The following is a 23,551-nucleotide window of genomic DNA, read 5'->3' on the forward strand; positions in this document are numbered from 1 at the left end:
CGAAAAATTATATATTACAACCATCAAGATACACGTCCCGAATTCAGAGTTCCTAAATCATAATCAGCAAGTACCATGTCCTTTCTCAGCAACGCACGAGACAAAGCCATCGAGATGTTCTTCCGGCGCAACGATTTCATCAACAGATTTGGCGAAATCCAGAACATCGAAATTGACTCGCAAGAAAACCAGGCAAACGTCACCATCCTATTGCACGGTGAGTTCATACCGACCACAATTTGCGCGCACTATTGCTTTGAAGATACGGACCAGGAGACATTGATTGTCATAAACAAAGTAGAATGCGAACGCACGATGATCCACGAACTCGTTTCATGGTGGATCAAGGACCACCCTATCAAAAAGGCACTCCCCAAGGGAACGGGCTTCTTTGCCAAAATCTTGTTCTAGCAGTCACAGAAGGAATTATCATGGAAGAACAGCTCCAGAAAGTACTAAACAACGTCTCTTTCAACGTGAATGCAGGCAAGCAGACAATGGACCTCACTGTCCTGCCCCATGGCGAAACAACACCGATTTCGTTCCATTTGAACTACAAGCTTGTTGAAAAGGGCGATGAAACGGAGATTTTTATCCAAAATATCGCATCAGATAGGCTTTGGGTGGATGAAATCGTTAAAATGTGGCTAGAAAAAAGTAGTTTTAATTATAAGATTCCCCAAGACCTCGCAGGAATTATTAAAATGTTCTTGAAATAGGAGAAAAGGAGGCAGCTATGTTAAACTTTAACGAATTCAAAAAAGACGAATCCAGTTCCATTCAGGAGATGTTCAATTCGGTCGTCTTCAACCTGATTACGGACATTCCGGACTCGCTCCTCTGCCCCAACAGGGATCCCGATGCGCGTGCCGAAATTCTAATCAAGCAGGCCGCCCTCAAGGCCGCAGCGGTAAGTACGTCTTTATCCATCCCGGCAGGCTTTACTGGCGTCTTGACCTCCATCCCGGATATAGCCGCGGTTTGGCGCATCCAGGCACAGCTTGTCTCCGATATAGCCTGCACCTACGGCAAGTTCGCCATGCTCAGTCGTGAAGCCATGGTCTGGTGCCTTTTCCGCCACAGTGCAGCATCGCTCCTACGCGATGTCGCTGTCCGTACTGGAAGCCGCATTGTCGTCCAGAAGCTCTCCCTGGCAGCACTCCAGAAATTGCTCCAGAGAATCGGTGTCAAGATTTCGACGAACTTCCTCGGGCGCATCGCCCTCCGTGCCATCCCGGCAATTGGAGCCGTCGGTAACGGAGCCTACACCTACTTTGATACAAACGAAGTCGGCAAGACAGCAAAGTCCTACTTCAAGGCTCTTGAAGGAGTTGAAAAACCGGAACTCGTCGAAAACTCCATCGACAAGGACCCGGATTCAAGCGAAGCCGCCGCTGAACCGGCATCCGAAGAAAACGTATAAACAAAAATTTTCTCATTTAAGCAAAACGAAGCAGCCATTTTTATGGTTGCTTTTTTGCATTTTAGGCCAATTTTAGCCATTTTACCCCCCTTTTATACTATCAAATGAAAAACCGCCCTTGAGTTCCCCCCAAAATTTTCTATTTTTGGGCGCAACATTCAATAACATCAACTCCATTAGTGGAATAAAAATATGAAAGACATCCAACTGCACAGAAATATTGGTATTTCTGCCCACATCGACTCTGGTAAGACAACTCTTACCGAACGTATCCTTTACTTCACAAAGCGTATTCACGCTATCCACGAAGTTCGTGGTAAAGACGGCGTCGGTGCCACGATGGACTCCATGGAACTTGAACGCGAACGCGGTATTACGATTCAGTCTGCCGCTACGTTTGCAAACTGGACTCACACCAAGACCGGTGAAAAGGACTCCATCAACATCATCGATACCCCGGGGCACGTGGACTTCACGATCGAAGTGGAACGTTCTCTCCGCGTGTTGGACGGTGCTATCCTCGTCCTCACTGGCGTTGAAGGCGTCCAGTCCCAGTCTATTACCGTTGACCGCCAAATGCGCCGTTACCATGTGCCGCGCGTCGTGTTCGTGAACAAGTGCGACCGCTCTGGTGCAAATCCGCTCCGCGTTGCAGTCATGCTCAAGGAAAAGCTCAACCACAAGCCGTGCGTCATGCAGATTCCTATAGGTTTGGAATCCAATCTTAAGGGCGTGGTCGACCTTCTCGAAATGAAGGCATACTACTTCGAAGGCGACAATGGCGACGACATGATCGAAAAGGAAATCCCGGCAGAACTCGTCGACCAGGCTAACGAATACCGCGAAAAGCTCGTTGACTGCTGCGCTGACTACAGCGACGAAGTCATGGAAAAGGCTATGGAAGGCGAATACGGTGTCGATCAGATCGACAAGAACCTCCTCAAGAAGGTCATCCGCGAAGCTACCATCCGTCTCGACATCACTCCGGTGTTCATGGGTTCTGCTCACAAGAACATTGGTGTCCAGAAGCTCCTCGACGGTGTTATCGACTTCCTCCCGTGCCCGACCGACGTTGAAAACAAGGCTCTCGATCTCGACAACAACGAAGCTGAAGTTATCCTCAAGTCCGAAGACAACGCACCGCTCGTCTGCTACGCATTCAAGCTCGTGAACGACCGCTATGGCCAGCTCACCTACGTCCGCGTTTACCAGGGTACCCTCAAGAAGGGCGACATGATTACCAACATGGCAACTGGCAAGAAGGTTTCTGTTGGTCGTCTCGTCCGTATGCACGCTGACGAAATGGTGGATATCACCGAAGCCGGTGCAGGCGACATCGTTGCTCTGTTCGGTATCGACTGCGCATCCGGTACGACATTCACGGATGGCAAGAACCACTACAACATGACTTCTATGCACGTTCCTAACCCGGTTATCGAACTTGTTATTGAAGCCAAGAACCGTGACGACCTCGACAACATGTCCAAGGCCCTCAACCGCTTCACGAAGGAAGACCCGACGTTCCAGGTCGAAGTTGACAAGGAATCTGGTCAGACCATCATCAAGGGTATGGGCGAACTCCACCTTGACGTTTATATCGAACGTATGCGCCGTGAATACAAGTGCGACGTGACGACTGGTGCTCCGCAGGTTGCTTACCGCGAAACCATCACCCGCCCGGCCAAGTTCGACTACACTCACAAGAAGCAGACTGGTGGTTCTGGTCAGTACGCTAAGGTCGTCGGTGAAATGCGTCCGATGGCTGTCGAAGGCGACCAGGAAAAGGTCTACAACTTCGTCAACTCCGTCGTCGGTGGCCGTATTCCGAAGGAATACATCCCGTCTTGCGATAAGGGTTTCCAGAGCTGCATGGAAGCAGGTTCCCTCATCGGCTTCCCGGTTGTCGGTATCGAAATGGAAGTCCAGGATGGTGCATTCCACCCGGTCGACTCCTCTGATATGGCGTTCCAGGTTGCAGCCCGTATGGCCTTCCGCGAAGCTTTCGCTAAGGCTGGCGCTCAGATCCTCGAACCGATCATGAAGGTCGAAATCCAGACCCCGACCGAATTCCAGGGCGGTGTCGTGGGTAACGTTTCCCAGCGTCGTGGTAGCATCGTTGGTACTTCCGAAGAACTCGGCATGACCACGATTACTGCAGAAGTTCCGCTTTCCGAAATGTTCGGTTATGCTACGGACCTCCGTTCCATGACCCAGGGTAAGGCAGAATTCACGATGGAATTCTGCAAGTACCTCCCGGTTCCGAAGAACATCCAGGAAGAACTCATCAAGAAGTACGGCGACAAGGTCAAGGCAAGAGCTTAATCCAAGCCAAACCAGCTAAAACTTCTCGAAAGTTTAAAAGGCCTGCAACGGAAGTTGCAGGTCTTTTTGTTTGAGGTTTACACACACACAATAATTCGTATAAAAGAAGAGTCCCGCAATGCTCTCACGGGACTCTCTTATAAACGTAACACTAGTAAGTTCTACTCCGCGATTCGATTCGGCTTCCCGTCTCAGAACCAGAATTTACTTGTGCCACAAGAATAATATAGCACACGAATTACGAGTGCGAACAAAATTTCGCATACTCATTTAATCCCGCGCGGAACATTCCAAATTGGACTAACTACTAAGCTTCGCTTCTTTCCAGAGCTTTTGCAGGCCCTCTAGGCCCACGTCCTTGATTTCCTTGCCCTGTTCCTTGACGCGGCGTTCTACCTCGCGGAAGCGCTTTTCGAACTTGTTGTTTGCGCGCTGCAGTGCTATGTTGGCGTTGAAGCCGCAGTGGCGAGCGACATTCACGAGACTGAACATGATGTCGCCGAATTCATCTTCCAGGCGGTCCACGTTTGCATTCTCGGGAGAAATCTTTTCCATCTCGGCACGGAATTCCGCAAATTCCTCTTGAGCCTTATCGAACACGGGAGCAGCCTCGCCCCAGTCAAAACCGACTTTAGCTACGCGGCGGATAATATCTTGCGAGCGTGCGAGCGTGGGCATGCTTTTGCTGACTTTGTCCATAATAGACTCGCCCGCATGCTTTAAGTTGTTCTTCTCCTGCGCCTTGATGCGTTCCCAACGACGGCTTACGTCATTTGCCGTATCCACTTTAGCATCACCAAACACATGCGGATGCCTGCGCACCATCTTTTCGCACAAGCCCTGAATCACGTCTTCAATCGTAAAGTCGCCCTGTTCCTTGCACACCTGCGAATGGAAAATCACCTGGAACAGCACATCGCCGAGTTCCTCGCACATGTGCTCCTTGTCGCCATCCTGTGCGGCATCAATAAACTCACAGCTTTCTTCAACCAAATAGGGCAACAGCGAATGCGTGGTCTGCTGGCGGTCCCATGGGCAGCCATTTTCCGAACGCAGACGGGCCATAATATCAACGAGATCCTTAAACGTGTATTTCATGAGCGCAAAGATAGAAAGTAAACGCGCCCCCTTGTTTTCCCGTAACAAATTCAGTAAATTAGTTACCGCTTTATTAGATTCTTACCTATATCGTTTCTTAGATCCTTTAATTTTATTCTCTCAAAAAAACAGCCCCCAGGTACATTCGGGGCAACAATAGTATGGAAATGAAACTCTCTCCCGAAAATTATCCACTCGCATTGGGAGCATCCAAATATAGCCCCAAGCAGCTATTTTGCATAGGCACACTCCCCTCCACCGATAAAATCGGCATCGCCATGGTCGGCACACGCCGCCCGTCCGCATCAGCCGAAGAACTCTGTAGGCGACTCATCGGGTCGCTCAAAGCCACAAATGCCGTGGTCATTTCGGGGCTTGCACAGGGCATAGACAGTTTTTGCCACCGCGCCGCCCTCGATGCTGGCATCCCCACAATAGCAGTCCTTGCGCAAGGTCTAGGCACCAAAATTGAAGGCGAAAGAGGAATACTCGCCAAACGCATTCTTGACGCAGGAGGCGCCCTTTTAAGCGAATACGAAGGTGATACGCCGGCCTACAAGGGGAACTTCATCGCACGGAACCGCATCATCAGCGGACTCAGCCAATCGACGCTCGTGGTCCAGAGCCGTAAAAAAGGAGGCGCTCTCCTTACCGCACAATTCTGCCTAGACGAAGGGAAACAGCTCCTCGCCTGCCCCGGGAACTTTGACTGCGAGCTCTACAGCGGCACAAACACGCTCCTTGACAGCGGACACGCCAAGGCCGTCTTTATTCCCGAAAGTCTACGGGCCGTCGCCGGGATTCCGCTCCTCGAAGGGGCTAAAATGGAGCAATTGACCACGTATGGGGTACAACTTTCGGACGGGGCTCAAAAAATCTTTGAGAGGTTTAACGGATTCCGCAAAACATTTTCGGAACTTCAGCAAGAATTTGACTTTAAGCCACCAGAACTTTTAGCTATATTGACGGAGCTAGAAATATCAGGTCTAGTCACATCAAAGGACAACTTCCAATTCTATTTTAACGGAGCTTGATCAGTTGCACTTACGATATCTCATTGTAATTGCCACCATCATCGCATTTGCGTTCATGGTGTTCCATCTGCTATTCGGAAAGGACAGCTTTCCGGAGCAGCGTAGAATTGCAAGAGAAATCGAACTGTACCAAGCCGAAATAGACTCGTTAAATAAAGTCATCGAAGAACGCGACAAGCTGATCCAAAAGCTAAAGACCGACTCCCTCTACAAAGAAGAAATACTGCGCACCCGCTACGGCATGAGCCGCGAAGGCGAAAAAGCGTTTCAGCTGGTGAAGTAGCGGCGTTGCCGCTACTTAGACGAAAGAACGCTCGCTAACTCGCTTTAGACGAAAGACGAGAGTACTAGTTAGGCACCATTGGTGCAGTATAATAAAATCTTTCGTCTCTCGTCTAAACCTACGCCATCTTGCTTGCATCGGTGTTGGTGCATTCGACCTTTCCGGCGAAGAAGCTATAGGCTGCAGGCACAATGAAAAGCGTCATGAACGTTGCGAACGTGAGACCGCCAACAATGGCAACGCCCATTGCAATGCGGCTCGGGGTGCCGGTCAGGATGAGCGGCACTGCGCCCAATACCGTAGAAAGGCTCGTCATGAGGATTGGGCGGAAGCGGCGTTCCGCCGCCATCCGAGCCGCCTCAAGCTTGCTGCAGCCCGTATTCTCGGCAATCTGGTTTGCAAATTCCACAATCAAGATACCATTCTTCGTCACAAGAGCAATCAAAAGAATCAAAGCAATTTCGCTAAAGATGTTGAGCGTCTGGCCCGTGACAAACAAGCTCACCAAAGCGCCCGAGAGTGCAAGCGGCACCGTAAAGAAAATCACAAACGGCGCGCGGAAGCTTTCGAACTGCCCCGCAAGCACCAAGAACACAAGTGCTAGCGCAAGCAAGAACACCACGTACAATCCCGAAGAGCTTTCTTCGAATTCCTTGGACGATCCGCTCAAGGTCGTGCTCACGCTCGGGTAATCCTTCAGCAACTTTTTTGCAATGCGGCGCATTTCTTCGACGCCATCGCCAATCGTCTTGCCCGGCACAAGGCCCGCCTGGATGGTTGCAGCGCTAAAGCGGTTATAACGCGGGAGTGACGGAGAAGCGGACTGTTCCTTGTACGTAATAAAGTTGTCCAAGCTCACCAACTCGCCCTTGCCGTTCTTGACCGTAAGCATCGAGAGGTTTTCCGGCGAATCACGATACTGGTAACCGACAGCACCAATGATATCGTACTGACGGCCGTCCTTATAGTAATCGCCATAAGTTTGGTCACTAATCGCAAGCTGCACCGCCTGAGCAATATCGTTCACCGACACGCCTTCTTCGTTTGCCTTGTCACGCAAAATTTCAATGTGGAGTTCCGGCTTCGTGAAGCGCAAGTTGCTGTTCACCACGCTGAACACAGGGCTCTTGCTTGCCGCTTCTTCGAATTTCGGAACAAGGTCTCGCAACACTTCGATGTTCGGAGCCTGCAAAACGAACTGCACCGGGAGACCACCGCGCTGCGTACTGATGCTCTGCGGTTCAAACACCATCACACGCAAATCCGGGTATTCGTTACCGAGCACCTGAATTGCGCGGGCAATTTCACTCTGCGGACGACGAGCCTTCTTATCGTCGTTCAAGAACAAACGCATTCTCGAGTTACCCGCATTCCAAGCACCCGCCTGGAATTCCGTGTATTCATTGGAATCGAGAATCGAAGTCACTTCATCGACAAATTCATCAGCCATGCGCTTGGTGCGCGAGAGGTTCACGCCTTCGGGCATGCTCATGTTCACCATAACGGCGTTGGAGTCTTCGGTCGGCGCCATTTCGCTACTCATGTTATTGAAGCAGTAGTAAGCTCCAAATAAAAGTGCTGCCACAATCGGGAACAACAGCAAGCGCCACTTGAGGAATCCGCCCAGCAAACGTGAATACATCCCGTTCAGCCAGTCAAAGAACGGTTCCGTGAGTTTAAAGAAGGCGCCTTTCTTCTGGTGCTTCAGAAATTTAGAACAAAGCATCGGCGAAAGCGTCAAAGCGCAGAGCGTCGAGAGGAACACGGTTCCAATCATCACCGCCACAAATTCACGAAACAAAAGGCCAGTCGTACCGCCCAATGCAAGCACCGGGATGAACACCGCCATCAACACAACAGACGTTGCAATCACCGCAAAAAAGATTTCATTTGTTCCTGCAATTGCCGCCTGCTTCGGCGTCATGCCACTTTCAATCTTGTGGTAAATATTTTCCACAATCACAATGGCATCGTCCACGACAAGGCCAATCGCGAGGACCATCGCCAAAAGCGTAAGCACGTTGATACTGAACCCGCAAAGGTAAAGCACAAAGAAGCTACCAATCACAGATACAGGCACCACGACCATCGGGATAAACGTTGTACGGCCTTCGCGAAGGAACGCAAAGATAATTGCAATCACGAGGATAAACGCAATAAAGATGGTTTCCACCACTTCCTTGATGGAAGCACGTATGTTAATCGAGGTATCGCGACCGTAAAGCAGTTCCACACCTTCCGGGATTTCACGGCGGATATCTTCGACGCGCTTGTAGAATTCGTTTGCAATTTCAACGTGGTTACTGCCCGGCTGCGCCATGAGCGCAAGCGTAATGGAATTTTTGCCGTTACGTCTAAAACCGGTACGCGTATCCTTCGGTTCGTAATGGATATCTGCGACATCGGAAATGCGAATTACAGTTCCATCTTCAGCCGTTCTTACCGCAATGTTGCCAAATGACTTTGGATCAAGAACTCGACCAAGCGTACGAATAGAAAGCGTCGTTTCTGAACCTTCAATAGAGCCGGACGGGAGTTCCAAGTTACCTTGTTTCAAAGCAGCCGCCATCTGCGCACCCGAGACGCCAAGCGCCTGCATACGCACCGGGTCAATCCACAAACGCACGACCGGGCGTTTTTCACCCCATATCGCCACTTCCGAAACGCCGTTAATCGTCTGCAAGCGTTCCTTCACGTGGTTGTTCGCGATTTCCGAAACTTCCATCGGGTCAAACTTGTCGCTCACAAGGCTCACCATCAAAATCGGGTCGCTGTCGCTATCGGACTTGTAGACCGTCGGTTCATCGACATCGTCCGGCAAGCGGCGACGCACACGGCTCACGCGGTCGCGAATTTCGTTTGCAGCCGCTTCCAAGTCCATGCCCGTTTCAAATTCAATGCTGATGTAAGAGAATCCATCGCGGCTCGTCGAAGTCAAAGCCTTGATACCAGACGCACTGTTGATGGACGCTTCCAAGATTTCAGTGACTTCCGCCTCGACCACGGCAGCGTTTGCACCCGGGTAAGAAGTACGCACCTGAATCAAGGGATAGTCAACGTTCGGGTATTCACGAATGCCGAGAGAGCTGAGCCCAAAAAATCCAAGCAACAGGATGACAAGCGCCATCACTGTCATGAGGACTGGGCGACGGACGGAGAGCTGGCTTACGCTCATTACTCTACCTCGTAATTGATCGAATGGCGGAGTCCCTTAATCTTGACATCAACACCTGGGCGAAGGCTCACAATGCCTGAAACAATCACCGTATCACCCACATCAAGGCCCGAAAGCACCTGCACAGACATCGGCGTGCGGAGCCCCGTCGTGATATGCTTGATCTTAGCCTTGCCTCCCTGGCTCACAAACACGTAAGCGCCTTCCCTGTCAAGAATCATCGCTTCGGACGGAATCGTAAAACTCTGCACGTTGCTAGCTTCCATCGCGACATTCACACTCACAAAGCTACCCGCAATGAGTTCGCCCTTTGCGTTATCGACATCGACCATCACACGGCGAGTACGGCTGCTTTCAGAAATCACGGCATCAAGCGCAGAGACAACGCCGAACTTTTCAACGTTGCGTTCAGAGTCCTTGAGAGAAATCTTGTCGCCCACCTTGATGACAGACGCATAGCGCTGCGGGAGCGAGAACTTCGCCTTGAGTCGGTCCACTTCGCTGAGTTCAGCAATCGGCGTGCCGGAGTTGAGCCAGGCGCCCACGGACACATCAACAAAACCAAGCTTGCCACTAAACGGCGCACGGACTTCGGTCTTTGCAAGTTGAGCCTGGATAAGTTCTACGCTTGCCTGAGCGGACTTGAGAGAAGCTTCTGCCGATTCCAAATCCTGCTTGGTCGCACCGTTCTTTTCAAAGAGGCTGCGAACGCGTTGTTCCTTCTGCTCGGCAAGCATCTTGTTCGACTGCGCCTGCTTGAGCTGCGCACGGAGTTCAGAATCGTCAATCTTTGCGAGGAGCGTACCCTTCTTGACAATAGCCCCGTCTTTTGCCTTGAGGCTTACCAAACGGCCGGAGGTCGCCGCCGAAAGCGATACGCTGTTCTTCGGCACGAGAGTCGCCATCGTCTGGAAATTCTTGCCCAGCAGCCCAAGTTCTGCCACATAACCTTCGACATTCAGCACTCTCTGAGCGCCACCCTTTTTGCCGCCATTGCCTTTGCCTGCAGGAGCGCCCTTGGCGGAATCATCTTTACTACCACAAGCCACAAGAAGGATAGAAGAAAGAGCTATTAGAAGAAGGTGTTTCATATTTTAGCTAGAAGTAGACGGAAGGAAGTGGTTAGAGTAATTTCGCGTATTTAGATGAATAACGCTGTAAAAAAGTTGCATAAAAAGGACATTCCCGCACTGAGGCGGGAATGACAAATTTAAAATTTTACGTTCATGAAAAGTGCGGCACCATCATCATAGAATTCCGGTTCAAACTGAACTCGGCTAGAGAACGACTTGTTCGAGGTCGCACGGTAGATGCGCCAAGAATCAAGCATGGAAACCACACGGTTCAAAATCAGCGCGCCCACAGAAACCTGGAACACAATGCGACTTATACGGTAATGACGCATGCGGCTCTTGAATTCCTCGATATGTTCCGTAGTTTCCGGATTGTCGGAGCTCCCCCAATCCCACTGGACTTCGTTCGAAAATTCTTCATCCACCTTCTTGCCCGAGCGGATCATCGCCTGGTTGTAATCCTCGTTCATGTCCGGCGAAGAATTCTGCCCGAACACGCCCGAACGGCTGCGATAAGAGCCCACCGTATTCAGCAAGGAAACGTTCTTTTTGCCTGTAAACCCAGCATGGCGAACCGCATAATTGTGAGCCGACGTCACATAGCGGTCCCCAACCACGTAGGCCCCCACAGTAACGACCCACAGACCAAGGTCTGTCCACAGAAACGGGCGTACCATTTTTTTTTCATTCAAGTAGAGTTCGCCCATGCCCGGCAAAAGAGCCGAAGCGCCAACAGCCAAGAATACGTTCTTGTCGCTATTCTTGTAAACGTTTTCATTGACACTCACCACAATCTGCGAGAAAGCGGCGACTGACGCAAGCAGTATGGCAAGAATAATGCGCATTAGAATCCCCAGTTTGCACGAACGGTCCAGCCAAAGGAATCCTTAAACGAGACACCACTATCAAAATGCAGGCGATCGTACCAGGAAACATCTTCTTCGTAGAGAACCTTGTTGTGGGCATTGGCAGTAAGTGCGGCGTCCACAGCCGAAACGATATGGTTCAAGATGAGACCACCGATAAACAAAGCCTGCATGTCGGCGTAATCGTTTGCATCACGGCGCATGGAACGATACTTGTTCAAATGTTCGGATTCGCCCAGCGGGACGGTCTCGTAATCTTCTTCATCAAGGTGAAGGTTGTCAATCGAGACTTCCGTAGCATCATCCCAACCACGGACGTAAACACCTTCAGAAATCAACTGGAACAGTTCGGATTCATTGTTGATGGAATGCCTAAGGCCCTTCATTTCATCACCCAAGGACTTGTTCTTGTCATTGAAGTTATTACGATGGGTCAAGTCGTCATCGTACAACGAGCTTTCCTGATAGCACTTGCCATAGGTCGCATCGCCATAAATCGCTTCGCAGAACGACTTACGCGTACCCATGTAGCGGTTGATGAACGTCGTCGAGTAGACGTTTCCGCCCATGTTATGGTAAAGATCGTACATGGCAGATTCGTAACGGCCAATCGAGTAATGTTCCTTGGCGAACTTCTTGTACTTATCCACCTGCTGGTTATACTTGTAAACGGAGAAGTAACCCCAAGCGCTCCACATGAGCACTTCCAAAGCCATATAGACACCGCCACGAACATACGTTGCCGTCGTACCGCCTACGTACATCTGACCTGCACCCGGCACCAAAAGCGAGAGGAACAAAGCCTTGCGCGGATTCTTGTAACGCCCCTTCATTTCGTCGATGCCATGCACCTTGGAAACCTTGACCGGACCGAGAAGGTCACGACGGCTCATACTGTTAGAAGACTCGGCTACAGAACTGCTGCTCACGTTTGTGAGGCCAGCGACAGCCGATTGCGCAATGGAATCAGCCTTCCTCGAGGAATCGGCACGAGCACGTACCCTTTCGGCTTCGGCAATGGCCTCTTCGCGCATCAAGGAATCGCGAGCTGCAGAATCCAAAACGGAGGTATCGACAATCGCCACAGCAGGAGCAGCCTCCACAGAAGAGCTAGACTCAACCGGAGCAACCGATGAAGAACTGAGTACTGCAGAACTTGCCGGGATTTCAACAACCACAGACGAAGAACTCAATACAACAGACGAGCTCGAAAGCGGTGTTGCAGACGAACTGGACACAGCCTTGCTACTAGACGATTTTGCCTTAGACTTTTTAGAAGCGGAACTCGCAGGAGCCTTAGCGGCAGAACTAGCCGGAGCAACCGCAGCAGAGCTCGCAGGAGCGGCCGAAGCTTTTGCCTCGGGTGTCGCCGGCGTTGCCGGAGCGGCAGCTTCTTCTTCGAATTCAGCGAAAAGGTCTCTCACTTGGCCAAAAGAAAGCTGGGCGAGAGATAGACCTAAAAACAAGGGTAAAAGAGCAAACTTGCGCATATAACCCTAAAATAGCAAAAAATGTTGTCAAAACAAAAAGCCCCGGACACAAATCCGAGGCTTTCTTCATAAAAATTTAAGATTGCTGTTTATTTGACGAGAATCTTCTGAGCCGAGGAGCCAACGCGCACCATGTAAACGCCTGCACTCGGAACCGGAATTTCAAAATTGGAGGATTCCACAGAGCCCTTGCGAATCACACGACCCTGCAAGTCAAGCACAGCAAAGCGCTTGCCCACCGTAGATCCATTCACCTGAATGCGGCGATTCATGGAAGAAATACCAAATGCCTTACGTCCCTTAACGGCGGCAATAGATATTTCCTCATCCGTAATCTTGAACGTTCCGTCAATCGATACGACGAAATTGACATTTTCGAAGTTCGGCGAGATATTGACAAAGTCCGAAGCGACAAGGCCCATGGGGTAAACGCCAAGTTCCGTTGCAGTCATTGAAGAATCACCCTTGTAAGAAACAAATTCCTTCTTGTAAGCAAATTCTTCAGGCAACCAGGGTTCACCCGGAATGCGCATCGGGCTTACATCAAAGCTCTTGAGGGCTGTAACTTCATTTCCGTCATCATACTTTGCAATTACGTTGTCACCATAGATTGCAACGGTAATTCTCTGCGTGCAAGGTTTAATCGTAAAGTGTCCCTGCCTGATTTTCACAATGTAGTTCGGATTGTCAAAAGCTTCGACAAACGTACCAGAAATGCTATAGGTTTCATCATCAAGGAGAACGTCTTCACCCTGCTGACGTTTCATATAAAGTTCCGGCAATTCGTCACCATCAAGCAAGCCCGAGACCGTATAGGTATACTTTTCCGGATCAGCTTCGCTATAGAACTTAGAGGTATCGTTCACAGTCACCGTCACAATTTTCTGCTTCACAGTAAGCGTGTTCGTTTCGTACTTGGTCACTTCATAGTTCGTGTTTGTCGGGCTCTTCTTGTCAAAGGTGAGTTCGTAGTCACCGGCTGCAAGAAGGCCAGTCTTGTTAAGAGACACGTGGATGTTATCAAGTTCATCACCTTCAAGAAGTCTATCGACAGACCATGTAAATTCAGTCGGAGTTTCATCGCCATACGTAATGGTATCAGCATTAGCAGAGACAACCAAGGCTCTCGGATTGACAACCAGGACACCGTCTGCAATATTGAACGTCACATTGGGATAGTTCACAGAAGTGTTCTTGAAGTCTGCGGCAGAAAGGCCCATGGTATACTTGCCAGCATCCGTTCCAGCGACCGCAGATTCACCGCTATATTCAACATACTTGAGGGAGTACGCTTCGCTATTGGAAGAAATATCGTAACCCTTCACGGAATGTTCCTTGCCATCATATTCAACAGTATCGACATGTCCAGTAATCGTGACCACGATCTTGTCATCATTTGCAGTAATCGTCAATTGACCATCTTTTGTACTAACAATGTAGTTCGGATTCGATTCATCATCAACCGTAGCCGTAATGGCGTAGTCACCGGCATCTTCACCAGCTTCGCGCTTCAGAGCGACTCCCTTCAGTTCATCCTTGACGCCGTCAAACGAAGCTATACCGCTAACCGTGTATGTCAGTTCAGGATCTTTTTCGCCATACTTCTTGGTAATGTTATCGACAACCAAGGTAACGGCCTTTTGATTAATCGTCAGAGTACCCGGCTTGACAGTCAACGTATAGTTGGGGTTCGCGCCTTCTGCAAATTCAACACTGACCTTGTAAGTGCCAACATTTTCACCCTTGGCACGAGCAATCGTCGGAGATGCAAGCGATTCACTTGCTGTCACAAGGCCTTCGGCTTCATATGTAAATTTCGGGTCCTTTTCGCCGTAAGTCTTTTCGGCGTTGTTCATAGTCACCGTAGCGGCCTTCGGCGTAACAGTAAGTGTACCACTCTTCGTCGTCACCTTATAGTTGGGATTAGAAGCAGCCTTCACCGAAGCCGTAACAGCATATTCGCCGACATTTTCAAGGCCCGTCGAAACACACTTGGCGCAACTAATCGTAACATCCTTCAGCTTATCCGAGCCAATAAGTCCTGTAACTTTGTAAGTATATTCAGGCGTAGCATCGCCATAAATCTTTTCTACATCATCGACAACAACATTTACCGGCGCAGGCTGAATAACAAATGTACCAGGAACAGTTTCCACATAATAATCATCTGTTTCCATATTTTCAACAGTTACAGAGATTAAATAGCCGTCGGCAGTAACATCTTCGCCCTTAGGTCTAGACAAGACAATATCACCCAACTTAGTATAATCGGATTTTTCGATATTACCGTGAATCGTGTATTCAAACTGTTCCGGGTCGTCTTGACCATAAACCTTAGCCGTACTTGTAACCACCACTGTAACCTTGGTCTTGGTGATGGTAAACTCGCCCGACGTGAAAGAGAAATCATAGTTTGGGAACTTCTTTTTCAGGCCGTCATAAATACCATCCGCCAAAGTAATCGGATAAGTATAGACTTCCTCACCGGCATTTCTTGTGAGTTCAATAAATTCTTCCAATCCTGCCTGCAAATTCGCAAGTTCTTTCGCATTGACGTTTTTTACTTCAGCCAATTTCCACGTAAATACCGGATCTTTAGTCCCCTTTTCCTTTTCGGCATTATCGATCAAGATTTTGATGGGCTTTTGTTCGATATCAAATTTCTTTTCAATGGGGTCTGTATTCCCCTTCACAGTCACATAAACGGTTCCCGCATTGGCGCCCGCATTTATGTTTTCTCCATACGTTACGGAAAAATCGGTAAGTTCAACATCGTCACACATCACTCTTGTAACGGTCGGCTTAATCTGGTTTCCACTAAAAATGCCCAAACTCGGAGTTATCGCAACAGTGCATGTACTATCGGCAAATGCACCCGAAAACGCCATCGAAACGGCAAGAGCGAACATCGCAATCTTTTTGATCATAAACCACTCTCTTTTTTAATTAACCATACCCAATTAATCAAACCCAAGTAAAAATATATTTTTTTGCTTACAATTTCAACTACGCAAACCGTTAAAACGTTGTAAAAAGGCACTACAAAGGTTTAATACAACAGAAAAACCGCCCCCGATTGGGAGCGGTCCGTAAGATTTTCAGTGGAACTGAAGAGAATTACTTCTCTGCGACCACCCAAACCTTGACCTGTGCTTCAACGTCGCTGAAGACCTTGACAGTCACGGTGTAGACACCGAGCTGCTTGATCGGTTCAGCAAGGTCGATCTGAGCACGGGAAACCTTGACACCAGCCTTGGTGATTGCTTCAGCGATGTCACCTGCGGTCACAGAACCGTAGAGACGTTCGCCTTCAACAACGCGGCGTTCGAGGTTGACAGAAACCTGTGCGAGCTTTGCAGCAACATCGCCGGCGGCAGCGAGTTCCTTCTGGAACTGAGCTTCAACAGCAGCGCGGTTGTTTTCGATTTCAAGCTTGGCTTCCTTAGTTGCGCGAACAGCGAGCTTACGCGGGAAGAGGTAGTTACGTGCGTAACCATCCTTAACCTTCACGACGTCGAGCATCTTGCCCAAGTGGGGGACGTTAGCCTTAAGAATAATTTCCATAGTCTAGTTCCTCCTATTAGCGCATGCTGTCCGAAACGAACGGGAGAATAGCCATCTGACGGGCACGCTTGATAGCTTCGTTCAGCATACGCTGATACTTAGCGGATGTGCCAGAAATGCGGCGCGGGATGATCTTGCCACGTTCAGAGATAAAGCGACGAAGAGTCTTTTCGTCCTTGTAGTCAATGAACTTGACGTTGTTCTCGGTGAACCAGCAAGTCTTCTTGCGGCGAATACGAGTAGCCTGCTTCTTATCTTCAAAAGCCATTATTCAGCCTCCCCTTCTTCTGCGTCAACCGGAATAATTTCTTCGGTGGACTGTGCCTGAGTCTGGTCGTAAACGATTTCGCTCATCGGATAATCAGCGAGGGTCATCCAGCGGAGAACGTTTTCGTTGAGCTTGAGAGCGGCTTCCATGTTAGCAACCACAGAGGCTTCGGCCTTGTAGTAGAAAATCACATAGTAGCCATGCTGACGCTTGTTGATAGTATAAGCGAGCTTGCGCTTGCCCCAGTCGTCACGGCGGAGAATTTCGCCGTTGCCGTTGGTGATGTTTGCAGCGATAGTCTCGACTTCAGCCTTGATAGCGTCGTCAGAGATCATAGCGTCGATGATCACCATCGTTTCGTATTGTCTCATAATGAGTCCCTTTGGTCTATCGCCCGGAAACCGACATTGGCTCCGGGAGGGTTCCGAATAAATCGGTGCGGGTAATATAGAAAAAAGCGTTCCGGATGTCAAACCTCGGGAGGAAGTCGCCCCCGAAAAAACATCGTTAAATCCCGAATTGGAGGCCAAGGAAACCCGCAACCGCCCATTCATTGACATCTCGATTGAAGTATCGCTGGAAAATCATTTCAAAGGACACCCACGTTGAGCGGAGGTTATTGCGCCCCCAAGGCCATATTTTTTGCAAATTGAAAGCAACCCCCGGACTGAACGAGACAAGCTGCGCCCATGAGAAGTTGAATTCATAACTGGCACTGCCCATAAGCCCAAAATAATGGGATAGAGTAACGCCCATGCCGACCTCGACGCCAAGCGTAAAGCCATCAAGAGAGAACATCTTTTCACAGTTCTTGTCGTAAACAGAATTCTGCGAAATTTCACTAGCATCGGATAGGCTGTCTAATTCCGCAATTTTACTAGAATCCACTTCATCCGAGCGGTTCCTGCGGACACCGTCCTTCAGCTCCTTGCGAAATTCCGAGAGGTCGGTCGTCTCAAGTCCAAGCACGGCGCCAGCGTAAAAGTCCGCAACTGTAAAACTCTTGTGGAATTTGACATTCAGGCGATAGCGCTGGTACATGAGCATCACATCACGGTCGAGCGTCCCGCCAAAGAAGCGAACGTCAAAACCGCCAGTAACGTAATCTCTATAGTGATATTCTAGCTGGCCCTGCCACACGCCAAGACAATCGCAATCTTCGGATGCATTGAAAAGCCCGGCACCGAGACCAACAGAAAAACCTTCCTTCAAATATGCCGACTGGTGCGGTAATGGGATATTGTAAGACTGAGGTTTTGATTCGGACTTGGTCAGTTCAGGACGAACAACATAAATTGTATCAACAATTGTATCTCGTACAACGATGGGTTCATCAGCAGTATCTGCGACGGAGGTTGCCGAAATGGCGGGATTTGCAAAATTTGAGGAAACGTCAGTCGTGTCAGACTGTGACGTGGACTCCGGAGATGCAGAGTCCAAATTTGCGGATTTTTTTGACGCTTTGCGAGAGGCCGTTTTGCGAGACTTCGCCGATTTGGACGTTGTAGACTTTTTAGCGACCACCTCGGACTTTGCTTTTTTCGCCTTGGAGCTAGAACGAGTCGTGCCGGAGTCTTTGGCTTCGGCATAGACGTTCAGGATTAGCAAAAGGACTAAAAAAAGAATTCGCACGCTTGTAATTTAATAAAAATTATTTGCTATTGCGACTTGCCTCAATCTGTTGAATCCGTGCATTTTCTATTTCTGCGCACTTTTTCGAGACCTTATCATAAGAAAGCGTCGTAAAAGTTTCGCGAGGAGGCATAAGATCGAGCATCATTTTTTCAATAGCCATAGCGCCCTGCATTCCAAGTATGGAAGCATTGCTCAAATCCAATCGGCGACTGGTTTTACGTTTATAATCCTTCAGAGAGACATCAACAGAATAGCCATCCCAAACAAGATCCGAGTGGTATTCCTGTTTGTATTTTTCTATAGAATTTTTTAGTGATTTTGCAATTAAAGACTTTTCGGGACTCAGTAGCGTCCACTGGACCGAATCGATATTCGGCTTTATCCGATGTTTATAGCCTTCATCATCAATATTTTCAGCACTACACATGCGATAGGCGGCACGATAAAAAACAGAGTCATTCCGTTCCCTGACGGCTATGATGCGGGTATCATTCCACCAGGCGTCTTCCAGAATCATTTCTATTTCGTAATCAGCATTCTGCGCTATTTTCAATTCAACATCTTGCATCGGTTCATCAACAATTTCTGCAAACGGATAAAAAACAGGAGGATATACGTCCCAAAATATAACCGCTGAATATGTTAGCAGCGGCAATATGGGAACAAGAATCCAATGCAAATTTTTAGAGACACTGAATAAACTCCCTAAAGCAACACCAACAAAGTAAGGAATAAAAATCAAAATACAATGAAGCGGGTTAGTAAATATCGCTTGCGATATCGTAAAGCCCACCAGCAAGACGACTGGATAAATTAAAGCAACAGCCAACCACAACTTTTTTCTTGGAGAATTTTTTCGAAGGCTAAAAAACACGAATGCCCAAAAGAAAGGCAAAAAGATGTAAATGGCGAAATCTGCCAATTTGTCTATTCTGCAGAACCAATATGAGAAATCGCGCCAAAGCTGATAAAGGAATTGAGAGGTTTCAACCATTTTTGCAGTTCCTGAACTTCTTACAAAGTTCAATATACACAAAAGCTCCCGGAGGAAAATCCGAGAGCCTTGTAAAATGATTTAAAAGGGAGATGCCCGGTTCCTTCGACTTCGCTCAGGACAGGCTCCGCCGGGCATGACAAAAGTAAAAGCCGAGCGGTCTATTAGTCGCCTTAGTATGTACCAAGCAAATGGCGTACGCGGTCCATCATGACCTTGGCCTTGGCGCGGGCGCGTTCCTTACCGTAAGCGAGAATCTTTTCGATTTCGTCGGTATGGTCGAGCAAGTAGAAGTACTTTTCGCGAGCGGCACCGAGATGTTCTTCGAGAACGTTCTGGAGTTCCTGCTTGGCGTGGCCCCAGCCCATGCCACCTGCACGGTAGCGTGCTGCGAGAGCTTCGGTCTGTTCCGGCGTTGCAAAGAGTTTGTACAACTTAAACACGTTGCAAGTATCCGGATCCTTCGGTTCTTCAATGCCCTGGGAGTTCGTCACAATCTTGCCAAGACGCTTTTTGAGAGCCTTCGGTTCAAGGAAGATGTCGATGTAGTTGTCGTAGGACTTGCTCATCTTGCGACCATCGAGGCCCGGGATGACACCGGTGGATTCCTGGAAAACCGGTTCCGGGACGGTGAACACGTCTTCGCCAAAGTGCTTGTTGAACTTGATGGCGATATCGCGAGCAAATTCAACGTGCTGCTTCTGGTCCTTGCCCACCGGCACGATGTCTGCGCTGAACATGAGGATGTCGGCATCCATGAGGCACGGGTAGCAGTAAAGGCCCATGTTCACGTTGGAGTCCACATCAACACCAGCGGCGGTGTTGGCTTCGACCTTAGCCTTGTAAGCGTGGGCGCGGTTCATGAAACCCTTCGGCGTGAAGCAGCTGAGAGCCCAGCTAAGTTCAAAGATTTCAGGAATATCGCTCTGCTTGTAGAACAGGGATTCTTCCGGGTTGAGACCAAGAGCAAGCCAAGTTGCGGCGACCTTGTAGATATTCGCACGCATTTCGGCGCCGTTCTGCACAGTCGTCAAAGCGTGATAGTCCGCGATGAAATAGACCGTGTCGTAAGTCTTCGTAAGTTCAAGAGCCGGGCGGATTGCGCCCACATAGTTGCCGAGATGGGGAGTGCCAGTCGGCTTGATACCGGTAAGTGAAATCTTTCTCATGGCGTGCAATTTAGGAAAATTTCAATGTGCGTTACAGCACACTTGCGCGGGGAAAGTGCTGTGTTGGGGTAAATTCGGGGGAAAAATAGCGCGCTATCGATTTCTTTTATTACATTTCCTTGTCAAATGATTAAAGACGAGAAATACATATTGGTAGATAGTGAAGAATCGCTCGCAAACTTGCTTGCTGATTTGGAGCTTTATGACATGGCCGCTGTCGACACCGAAGCGGATTCCATGTACCACTACACGGCTCGTCTCTGTCTTATCCAGATTACCATTGGCGAACACCATTATATTGTGGACCCGCTTTGTGGGCTGGACCTTGCACCGCTGTTCAAGGCACGTGCAATGCAGACGCTGATTTTCCACGGTGCAGATTACGACCTCAGACTTTTGTGGCAGACTTACGGCTTTTCGCCGAAGAGCATTTTCGACACGATGCTTGCCGCAAAGATTCTGGGCGAACAGCACCTCGGGCTTGCCGATTTGGTCAAGGAATATTTTGGCGACGAGCTCAAGAAAGAAAACCAGAGAGCCGACTGGACGATTCGACCACTTTCGCTGGACATGTGCGAATACGCCATCCACGATACGTTCTACCTTCACGAACTTTGTGCCATTTTAGCAGAAAAGCTGCAACAGGCCGGTCGCATGAACTGGCTCACGGAGCAGTGCAACACGCTTATCGAACACGCAAGGACCCCGAACGCCCCGAAAAAAGATCCGTGGCGCATTACGGGTTCCAGCATTTACAGCCCCTGCGCATTGAACATCCTCAAACACTTATGGGAATGGCGTGAAAAGCAGGCCGAAGAACTCGACCGTCCACCTTATAAGGTGATGCAGTCCGAACTGATGCTTGCGATTGTGAATGCCCAGAATTCGCATTTCCCGGAAGTCAGCGAAACGTTCCTGCCAAAGCTCCCCCGCAATTTCAAGGGCGACCGTCTAGATTCGTTTTTGAACATGTTGCGCACAGCTGTGGCTGTTCCGGAATGCGATTGGCCGATGCGCCTTCCGAAGGCTCCACCACCGCCAGTCATCCCGCATTCGGATTTGCTCAACGCGCTTAAAACGTGGCGTGACGAAAAGGCCGAAGAACTGAAAATCGATGCAGCGCTCCTCGCAAACAAGTCTCAGCTGATTTGGCTTGCCGCTCCGGGAAACATTCCGTGGGAAAAACGCTACGAAGAAGCGCACTTGATGCACTGGCAGCAAGGCCTCTGGAACGAGATTTTGCGTGACAAGTTGCCGACGGCAAAGCGCATTGGCGACGAAGAATAGAGCCTCAAAATAAAGGTTTTTAAATGGCCGCGTCCATCGTTATTGTAATCTTAGTGTTGCTGATTTTCGGCAGCAGCCCCATTGTTGAGATGATCTTGAAGATGCGTCGCATGAAAAAGGGCGATGACATCATCAAGGAACCGTGGCAAGAAATCCACGACATTCCGGGCTACCACGATGCAAGGAACATCGCGGCTTTTTACCCCATGAAGGGCGAGCCGAATATCATGCCGATTCTCGAGGAACTAGCCACCGAAGGACGCCTTTTGCTCCCAAAGTGCGAAGGAGACGGCATCATGCACTTCTACAAGATTGCAAACCTCAAGAAGGACCTGGTCAAGGGGCACTATGGAATCATGGAGCCCCGCGAAGGCATCGAGAAGTTTGAAGGCGACATTCCTGTGTTCCTGGTCCCAGGCGTAAAGTTCAACTGGGACGGGAGCAGACAAGGACACGGCAAGGGATACTACGACAGGTTCCTCGCCAAATACCCAAACGCATTTAAGGCAGGGATTATGACTCCGGCGCAACTTTCCAAGGAACCGCTAGAGCAGAAAGAAACCGATGTGAAAATGCACACGGTCATCGCCTGCCGAGAAAAGTATTAACCGACTCAACATTGGCGATCCCGGAATAAATCCGGGATGACAACGCAAAAGAAAAGTCTTTAACAAATCACGGAGATTCACAAAATGAGTTTCAATAATGACGACAGCCGTCGCGGTTTTGGTAACGATCGCAAGCGTCACTTTGGACGCACAGCACGCCCCACATTCGATGAGGCGAAGTTCAACCGCGAACATCCGGACGAACCTGAACGCGCACCCGAACGTCGCGAATTTTCACAGGAACGCCGTGGTGGCATCGGAAGCCAGGCACACCTCCGTCGCGACCGCGACGATTTCGCCAATCGCCCGAGCCGCTTCGACAGCGACCGTCCGAGCTTCGGCGACCGCCCGAAGCGCATTGAAGGCGAGCGCAATTTTGGCGAACGCCGCGAATTCGACAAAAGCCGTGCTAACCAGGAAAACTTCGTGCCAGCAGTCGGTGATGCCGATGCAGCCCCGCAGGTTGCCGTCGGTGGCATCAAGGAAGTTGAAGAACTCCTGAACAAGAACCCGCTCCAGGTCCACCGCGTACTCTTCATGCACAAGTCCGGCAACCCGAAGCTCTATGAACTCCAGAAGCTCGCCAAGCGCGCCCACGTGCACGTGCAGCAGGTCGATTCCAAGATTCTCGACAGCTACGCCCGCCCGAACCACGGCGTCGTCGCCCTCATGAACGAGAAGGAACTCCTGAACTGGATGGACGTCCGCGAAGAATTCTTCAAAGCCCGTGACACGGGCGAAAAGAAGCTCATCGCCGTTGCCACAAACATCGAAGACCCGCGTAACCTCGGAGCTTGCATCCGTAGCTCGCTCGCCTTGGGCGTTGACATTTTGCTCCTCCCCGCAAAGGGCATGTGCGGCATTACCCCGAGCGTCGCCCGCACTTCTGCAGGCGCACTCGAAAAACTCCGCATCTGCCGTCCGGACAACCTTGAAGGCGCCATCGGTGAACTCAAAATGGCCGGCTACCAGATTCTCGGGCTCGATGCCGACACCGAAACAAACCTCGCCGGATTCGACTTTGCAGACCACGTGGTGCTCGCCGTCGGTGGCGAAGACGTAGGCCTGCCCCCGTTCATCAAGAAGCAATGCGACGCCGTACTCCGCATCCCGATGAAGCCCGAAGCTCATTCGTACAACGCATCTGTAGCCCTTTCGCTCGGCCTTTACGAATACGCTCGCTTGCGCATCAAAGCATAATTTGCACAATAGCGCGAAATTAGCCGTTGTAAAGTTGTAAACACAAACAACGTGTAAACAGA

Annotated in this window: 21 protein-coding genes; 9 read left to right on the forward strand and 12 right to left on the reverse strand. The window is 49.8% G+C overall.

Annotation, left to right across the window (positions count from 1 at the left end):
• Positions 1–75 precede the first annotated feature (75 nt).
• The 4 genes from FSU_RS04240 to fusA all read left to right on the forward strand — a co-directional run bounded on the left by FSU_RS04240 (position 76) and on the right by fusA (position 3,745).
• On the forward strand, positions 76–411 hold the full coding sequence (locus FSU_RS04240; RefSeq protein WP_012820314.1) for a hypothetical protein: 336 nt from the start codon (positions 76–78) through the stop codon (positions 409–411).
• 20 nt (positions 412–431) lie between these two features.
• The gene (locus FSU_RS04245; RefSeq protein ID WP_012820315.1) at positions 432–719 is read left to right on the forward strand and encodes a hypothetical protein; all 288 of its coding nucleotides are present in this window, start codon (positions 432–434) and stop codon (positions 717–719) included.
• 17 nt (positions 720–736) lie between these two features.
• On the forward strand, positions 737–1,423 hold the full coding sequence (locus FSU_RS04250; protein WP_012820316.1) for an EcsC family protein: 687 nt from the start codon (positions 737–739) through the stop codon (positions 1,421–1,423).
• A 192-nt stretch (positions 1,424–1,615) separates the two neighbouring features.
• Positions 1,616–3,745: an elongation factor G gene (fusA, locus tag FSU_RS04255; RefSeq protein WP_012820317.1), complete on the forward strand. Its 2,130-nt coding sequence runs from the start codon at positions 1,616–1,618 to the stop codon at positions 3,743–3,745.
• Positions 3,746–4,045: 300 nt separating this feature from the next.
• On the opposite strand, the gene mazG is transcribed toward fusA, so the two are convergent.
• Entirely contained in the window at positions 4,046–4,843 is a 798-nt protein-coding gene (gene mazG / locus FSU_RS04260; RefSeq protein ID WP_012820318.1) for a nucleoside triphosphate pyrophosphohydrolase, read from the reverse strand.
• A gap of 161 nt (positions 4,844–5,004) precedes the next feature.
• Here mazG and FSU_RS04265 point away from each other — a divergent pair, with 161 nt between their 5' ends.
• A complete protein-coding gene (locus FSU_RS04265) occupies positions 5,005–5,877 on the forward strand; it encodes a DNA-processing protein DprA (protein ID WP_012820319.1) in 873 nt (290 codons plus the stop codon).
• Positions 5,878–5,881: 4 nt separating this feature from the next.
• The gene (locus FSU_RS04270) at positions 5,882–6,160 is read left to right on the forward strand and encodes an FtsB family cell division protein (RefSeq protein ID WP_012820320.1); all 279 of its coding nucleotides are present in this window, start codon (positions 5,882–5,884) and stop codon (positions 6,158–6,160) included.
• A 118-nt stretch (positions 6,161–6,278) separates the two neighbouring features.
• On the opposite strand, the gene FSU_RS04275 is transcribed toward FSU_RS04270, so the two are convergent.
• From FSU_RS04275 to FSU_RS04325, 11 genes are all read right to left on the reverse strand, one after another.
• A complete protein-coding gene (locus tag FSU_RS04275) occupies positions 6,279–9,335 on the reverse strand; it encodes an efflux RND transporter permease subunit (protein ID WP_012820321.1) in 3,057 nt (1,018 codons plus the stop codon).
• Positions 9,335–10,426 carry an efflux RND transporter periplasmic adaptor subunit gene (locus FSU_RS04280; RefSeq protein WP_012820322.1) on the reverse strand — a complete coding sequence of 364 codons (1,092 nt, stop codon included), beginning with the start codon at positions 10,424–10,426 and terminating at the stop codon, positions 9,335–9,337. Before FSU_RS04280 ends, FSU_RS04275 begins: the two co-directional genes overlap by 1 nt.
• Before the next feature lie 119 nt (positions 10,427–10,545).
• Positions 10,546–11,253 carry a hypothetical protein gene (locus FSU_RS04285; protein ID WP_012820323.1) on the reverse strand — a complete coding sequence of 236 codons (708 nt, stop codon included), beginning with the start codon at positions 11,251–11,253 and terminating at the stop codon, positions 10,546–10,548.
• Positions 11,253–12,698 carry a hypothetical protein gene (locus FSU_RS04290; protein WP_244263715.1) on the reverse strand — a complete coding sequence of 482 codons (1,446 nt, stop codon included), beginning with the start codon at positions 12,696–12,698 and terminating at the stop codon, positions 11,253–11,255. The genes FSU_RS04285 and FSU_RS04290 overlap by 1 nt, the downstream gene beginning before the upstream one ends.
• A 155-nt stretch (positions 12,699–12,853) precedes the next feature.
• Complete coding sequence (locus FSU_RS04295; protein ID WP_012820325.1) at positions 12,854–15,691, reverse strand: MBG domain-containing protein; 2,838 nt, start codon at positions 15,689–15,691, stop codon at positions 12,854–12,856.
• A 190-nt stretch (positions 15,692–15,881) separates the two neighbouring features.
• Positions 15,882–16,328, reverse strand: coding sequence for a 50S ribosomal protein L9 (rplI, locus tag FSU_RS04300; RefSeq protein ID WP_012820326.1), 447 nt, complete (start codon positions 16,326–16,328; stop codon positions 15,882–15,884).
• 16 nt (positions 16,329–16,344) lie between these two features.
• The gene (gene rpsR, locus FSU_RS04305; RefSeq protein WP_012820327.1) at positions 16,345–16,596 is read right to left on the reverse strand and encodes a 30S ribosomal protein S18; all 252 of its coding nucleotides are present in this window, start codon (positions 16,594–16,596) and stop codon (positions 16,345–16,347) included.
• Positions 16,596–16,967, reverse strand: a complete 372-nt coding sequence (gene rpsF, locus FSU_RS04310; protein WP_012820328.1) for a 30S ribosomal protein S6 — start codon at positions 16,965–16,967, stop codon at positions 16,596–16,598. Before rpsF ends, rpsR begins: the two co-directional genes overlap by 1 nt.
• A gap of 136 nt (positions 16,968–17,103) precedes the next feature.
• Entirely contained in the window at positions 17,104–18,204 is a 1,101-nt protein-coding gene (locus tag FSU_RS04315; RefSeq protein WP_244263716.1) for a hypothetical protein, read from the reverse strand.
• 43 nt (positions 18,205–18,247) lie between these two features.
• The gene (locus FSU_RS04320) at positions 18,248–19,225 is read right to left on the reverse strand and encodes an acyltransferase family protein (protein ID WP_012820330.1); all 978 of its coding nucleotides are present in this window, start codon (positions 19,223–19,225) and stop codon (positions 18,248–18,250) included.
• A gap of 173 nt (positions 19,226–19,398) precedes the next feature.
• Complete coding sequence (locus FSU_RS04325) at positions 19,399–20,394, reverse strand: tryptophan--tRNA ligase (RefSeq protein ID WP_012820331.1); 996 nt, start codon at positions 20,392–20,394, stop codon at positions 19,399–19,401.
• Between the two features lie 150 nt (positions 20,395–20,544).
• Here FSU_RS04325 and FSU_RS04330 point away from each other — a divergent pair, with 150 nt between their 5' ends.
• The 3 genes from FSU_RS04330 to FSU_RS04340 all read left to right on the forward strand — a co-directional run bounded on the left by FSU_RS04330 (position 20,545) and on the right by FSU_RS04340 (position 23,489).
• Positions 20,545–21,681: a ribonuclease D gene (locus FSU_RS04330; RefSeq protein WP_244263717.1), complete on the forward strand. Its 1,137-nt coding sequence runs from the start codon at positions 20,545–20,547 to the stop codon at positions 21,679–21,681.
• 23 nt (positions 21,682–21,704) lie between these two features.
• The gene (locus FSU_RS04335; protein ID WP_012820333.1) at positions 21,705–22,289 is read left to right on the forward strand and encodes a 5-formyltetrahydrofolate cyclo-ligase; all 585 of its coding nucleotides are present in this window, start codon (positions 21,705–21,707) and stop codon (positions 22,287–22,289) included.
• 84 nt (positions 22,290–22,373) lie between these two features.
• The gene (locus FSU_RS04340) at positions 22,374–23,489 is read left to right on the forward strand and encodes a TrmH family RNA methyltransferase (protein WP_012820334.1); all 1,116 of its coding nucleotides are present in this window, start codon (positions 22,374–22,376) and stop codon (positions 23,487–23,489) included.
• Positions 23,490–23,551 lie beyond the last annotated feature (62 nt).

Origin of the sequence: Fibrobacter succinogenes subsp. succinogenes S85 (assembly GCF_000146505.1) — a bacterium.
Lineage (GTDB): Bacteria > Fibrobacterota > Fibrobacteria > Fibrobacterales > Fibrobacteraceae > Fibrobacter > Fibrobacter succinogenes.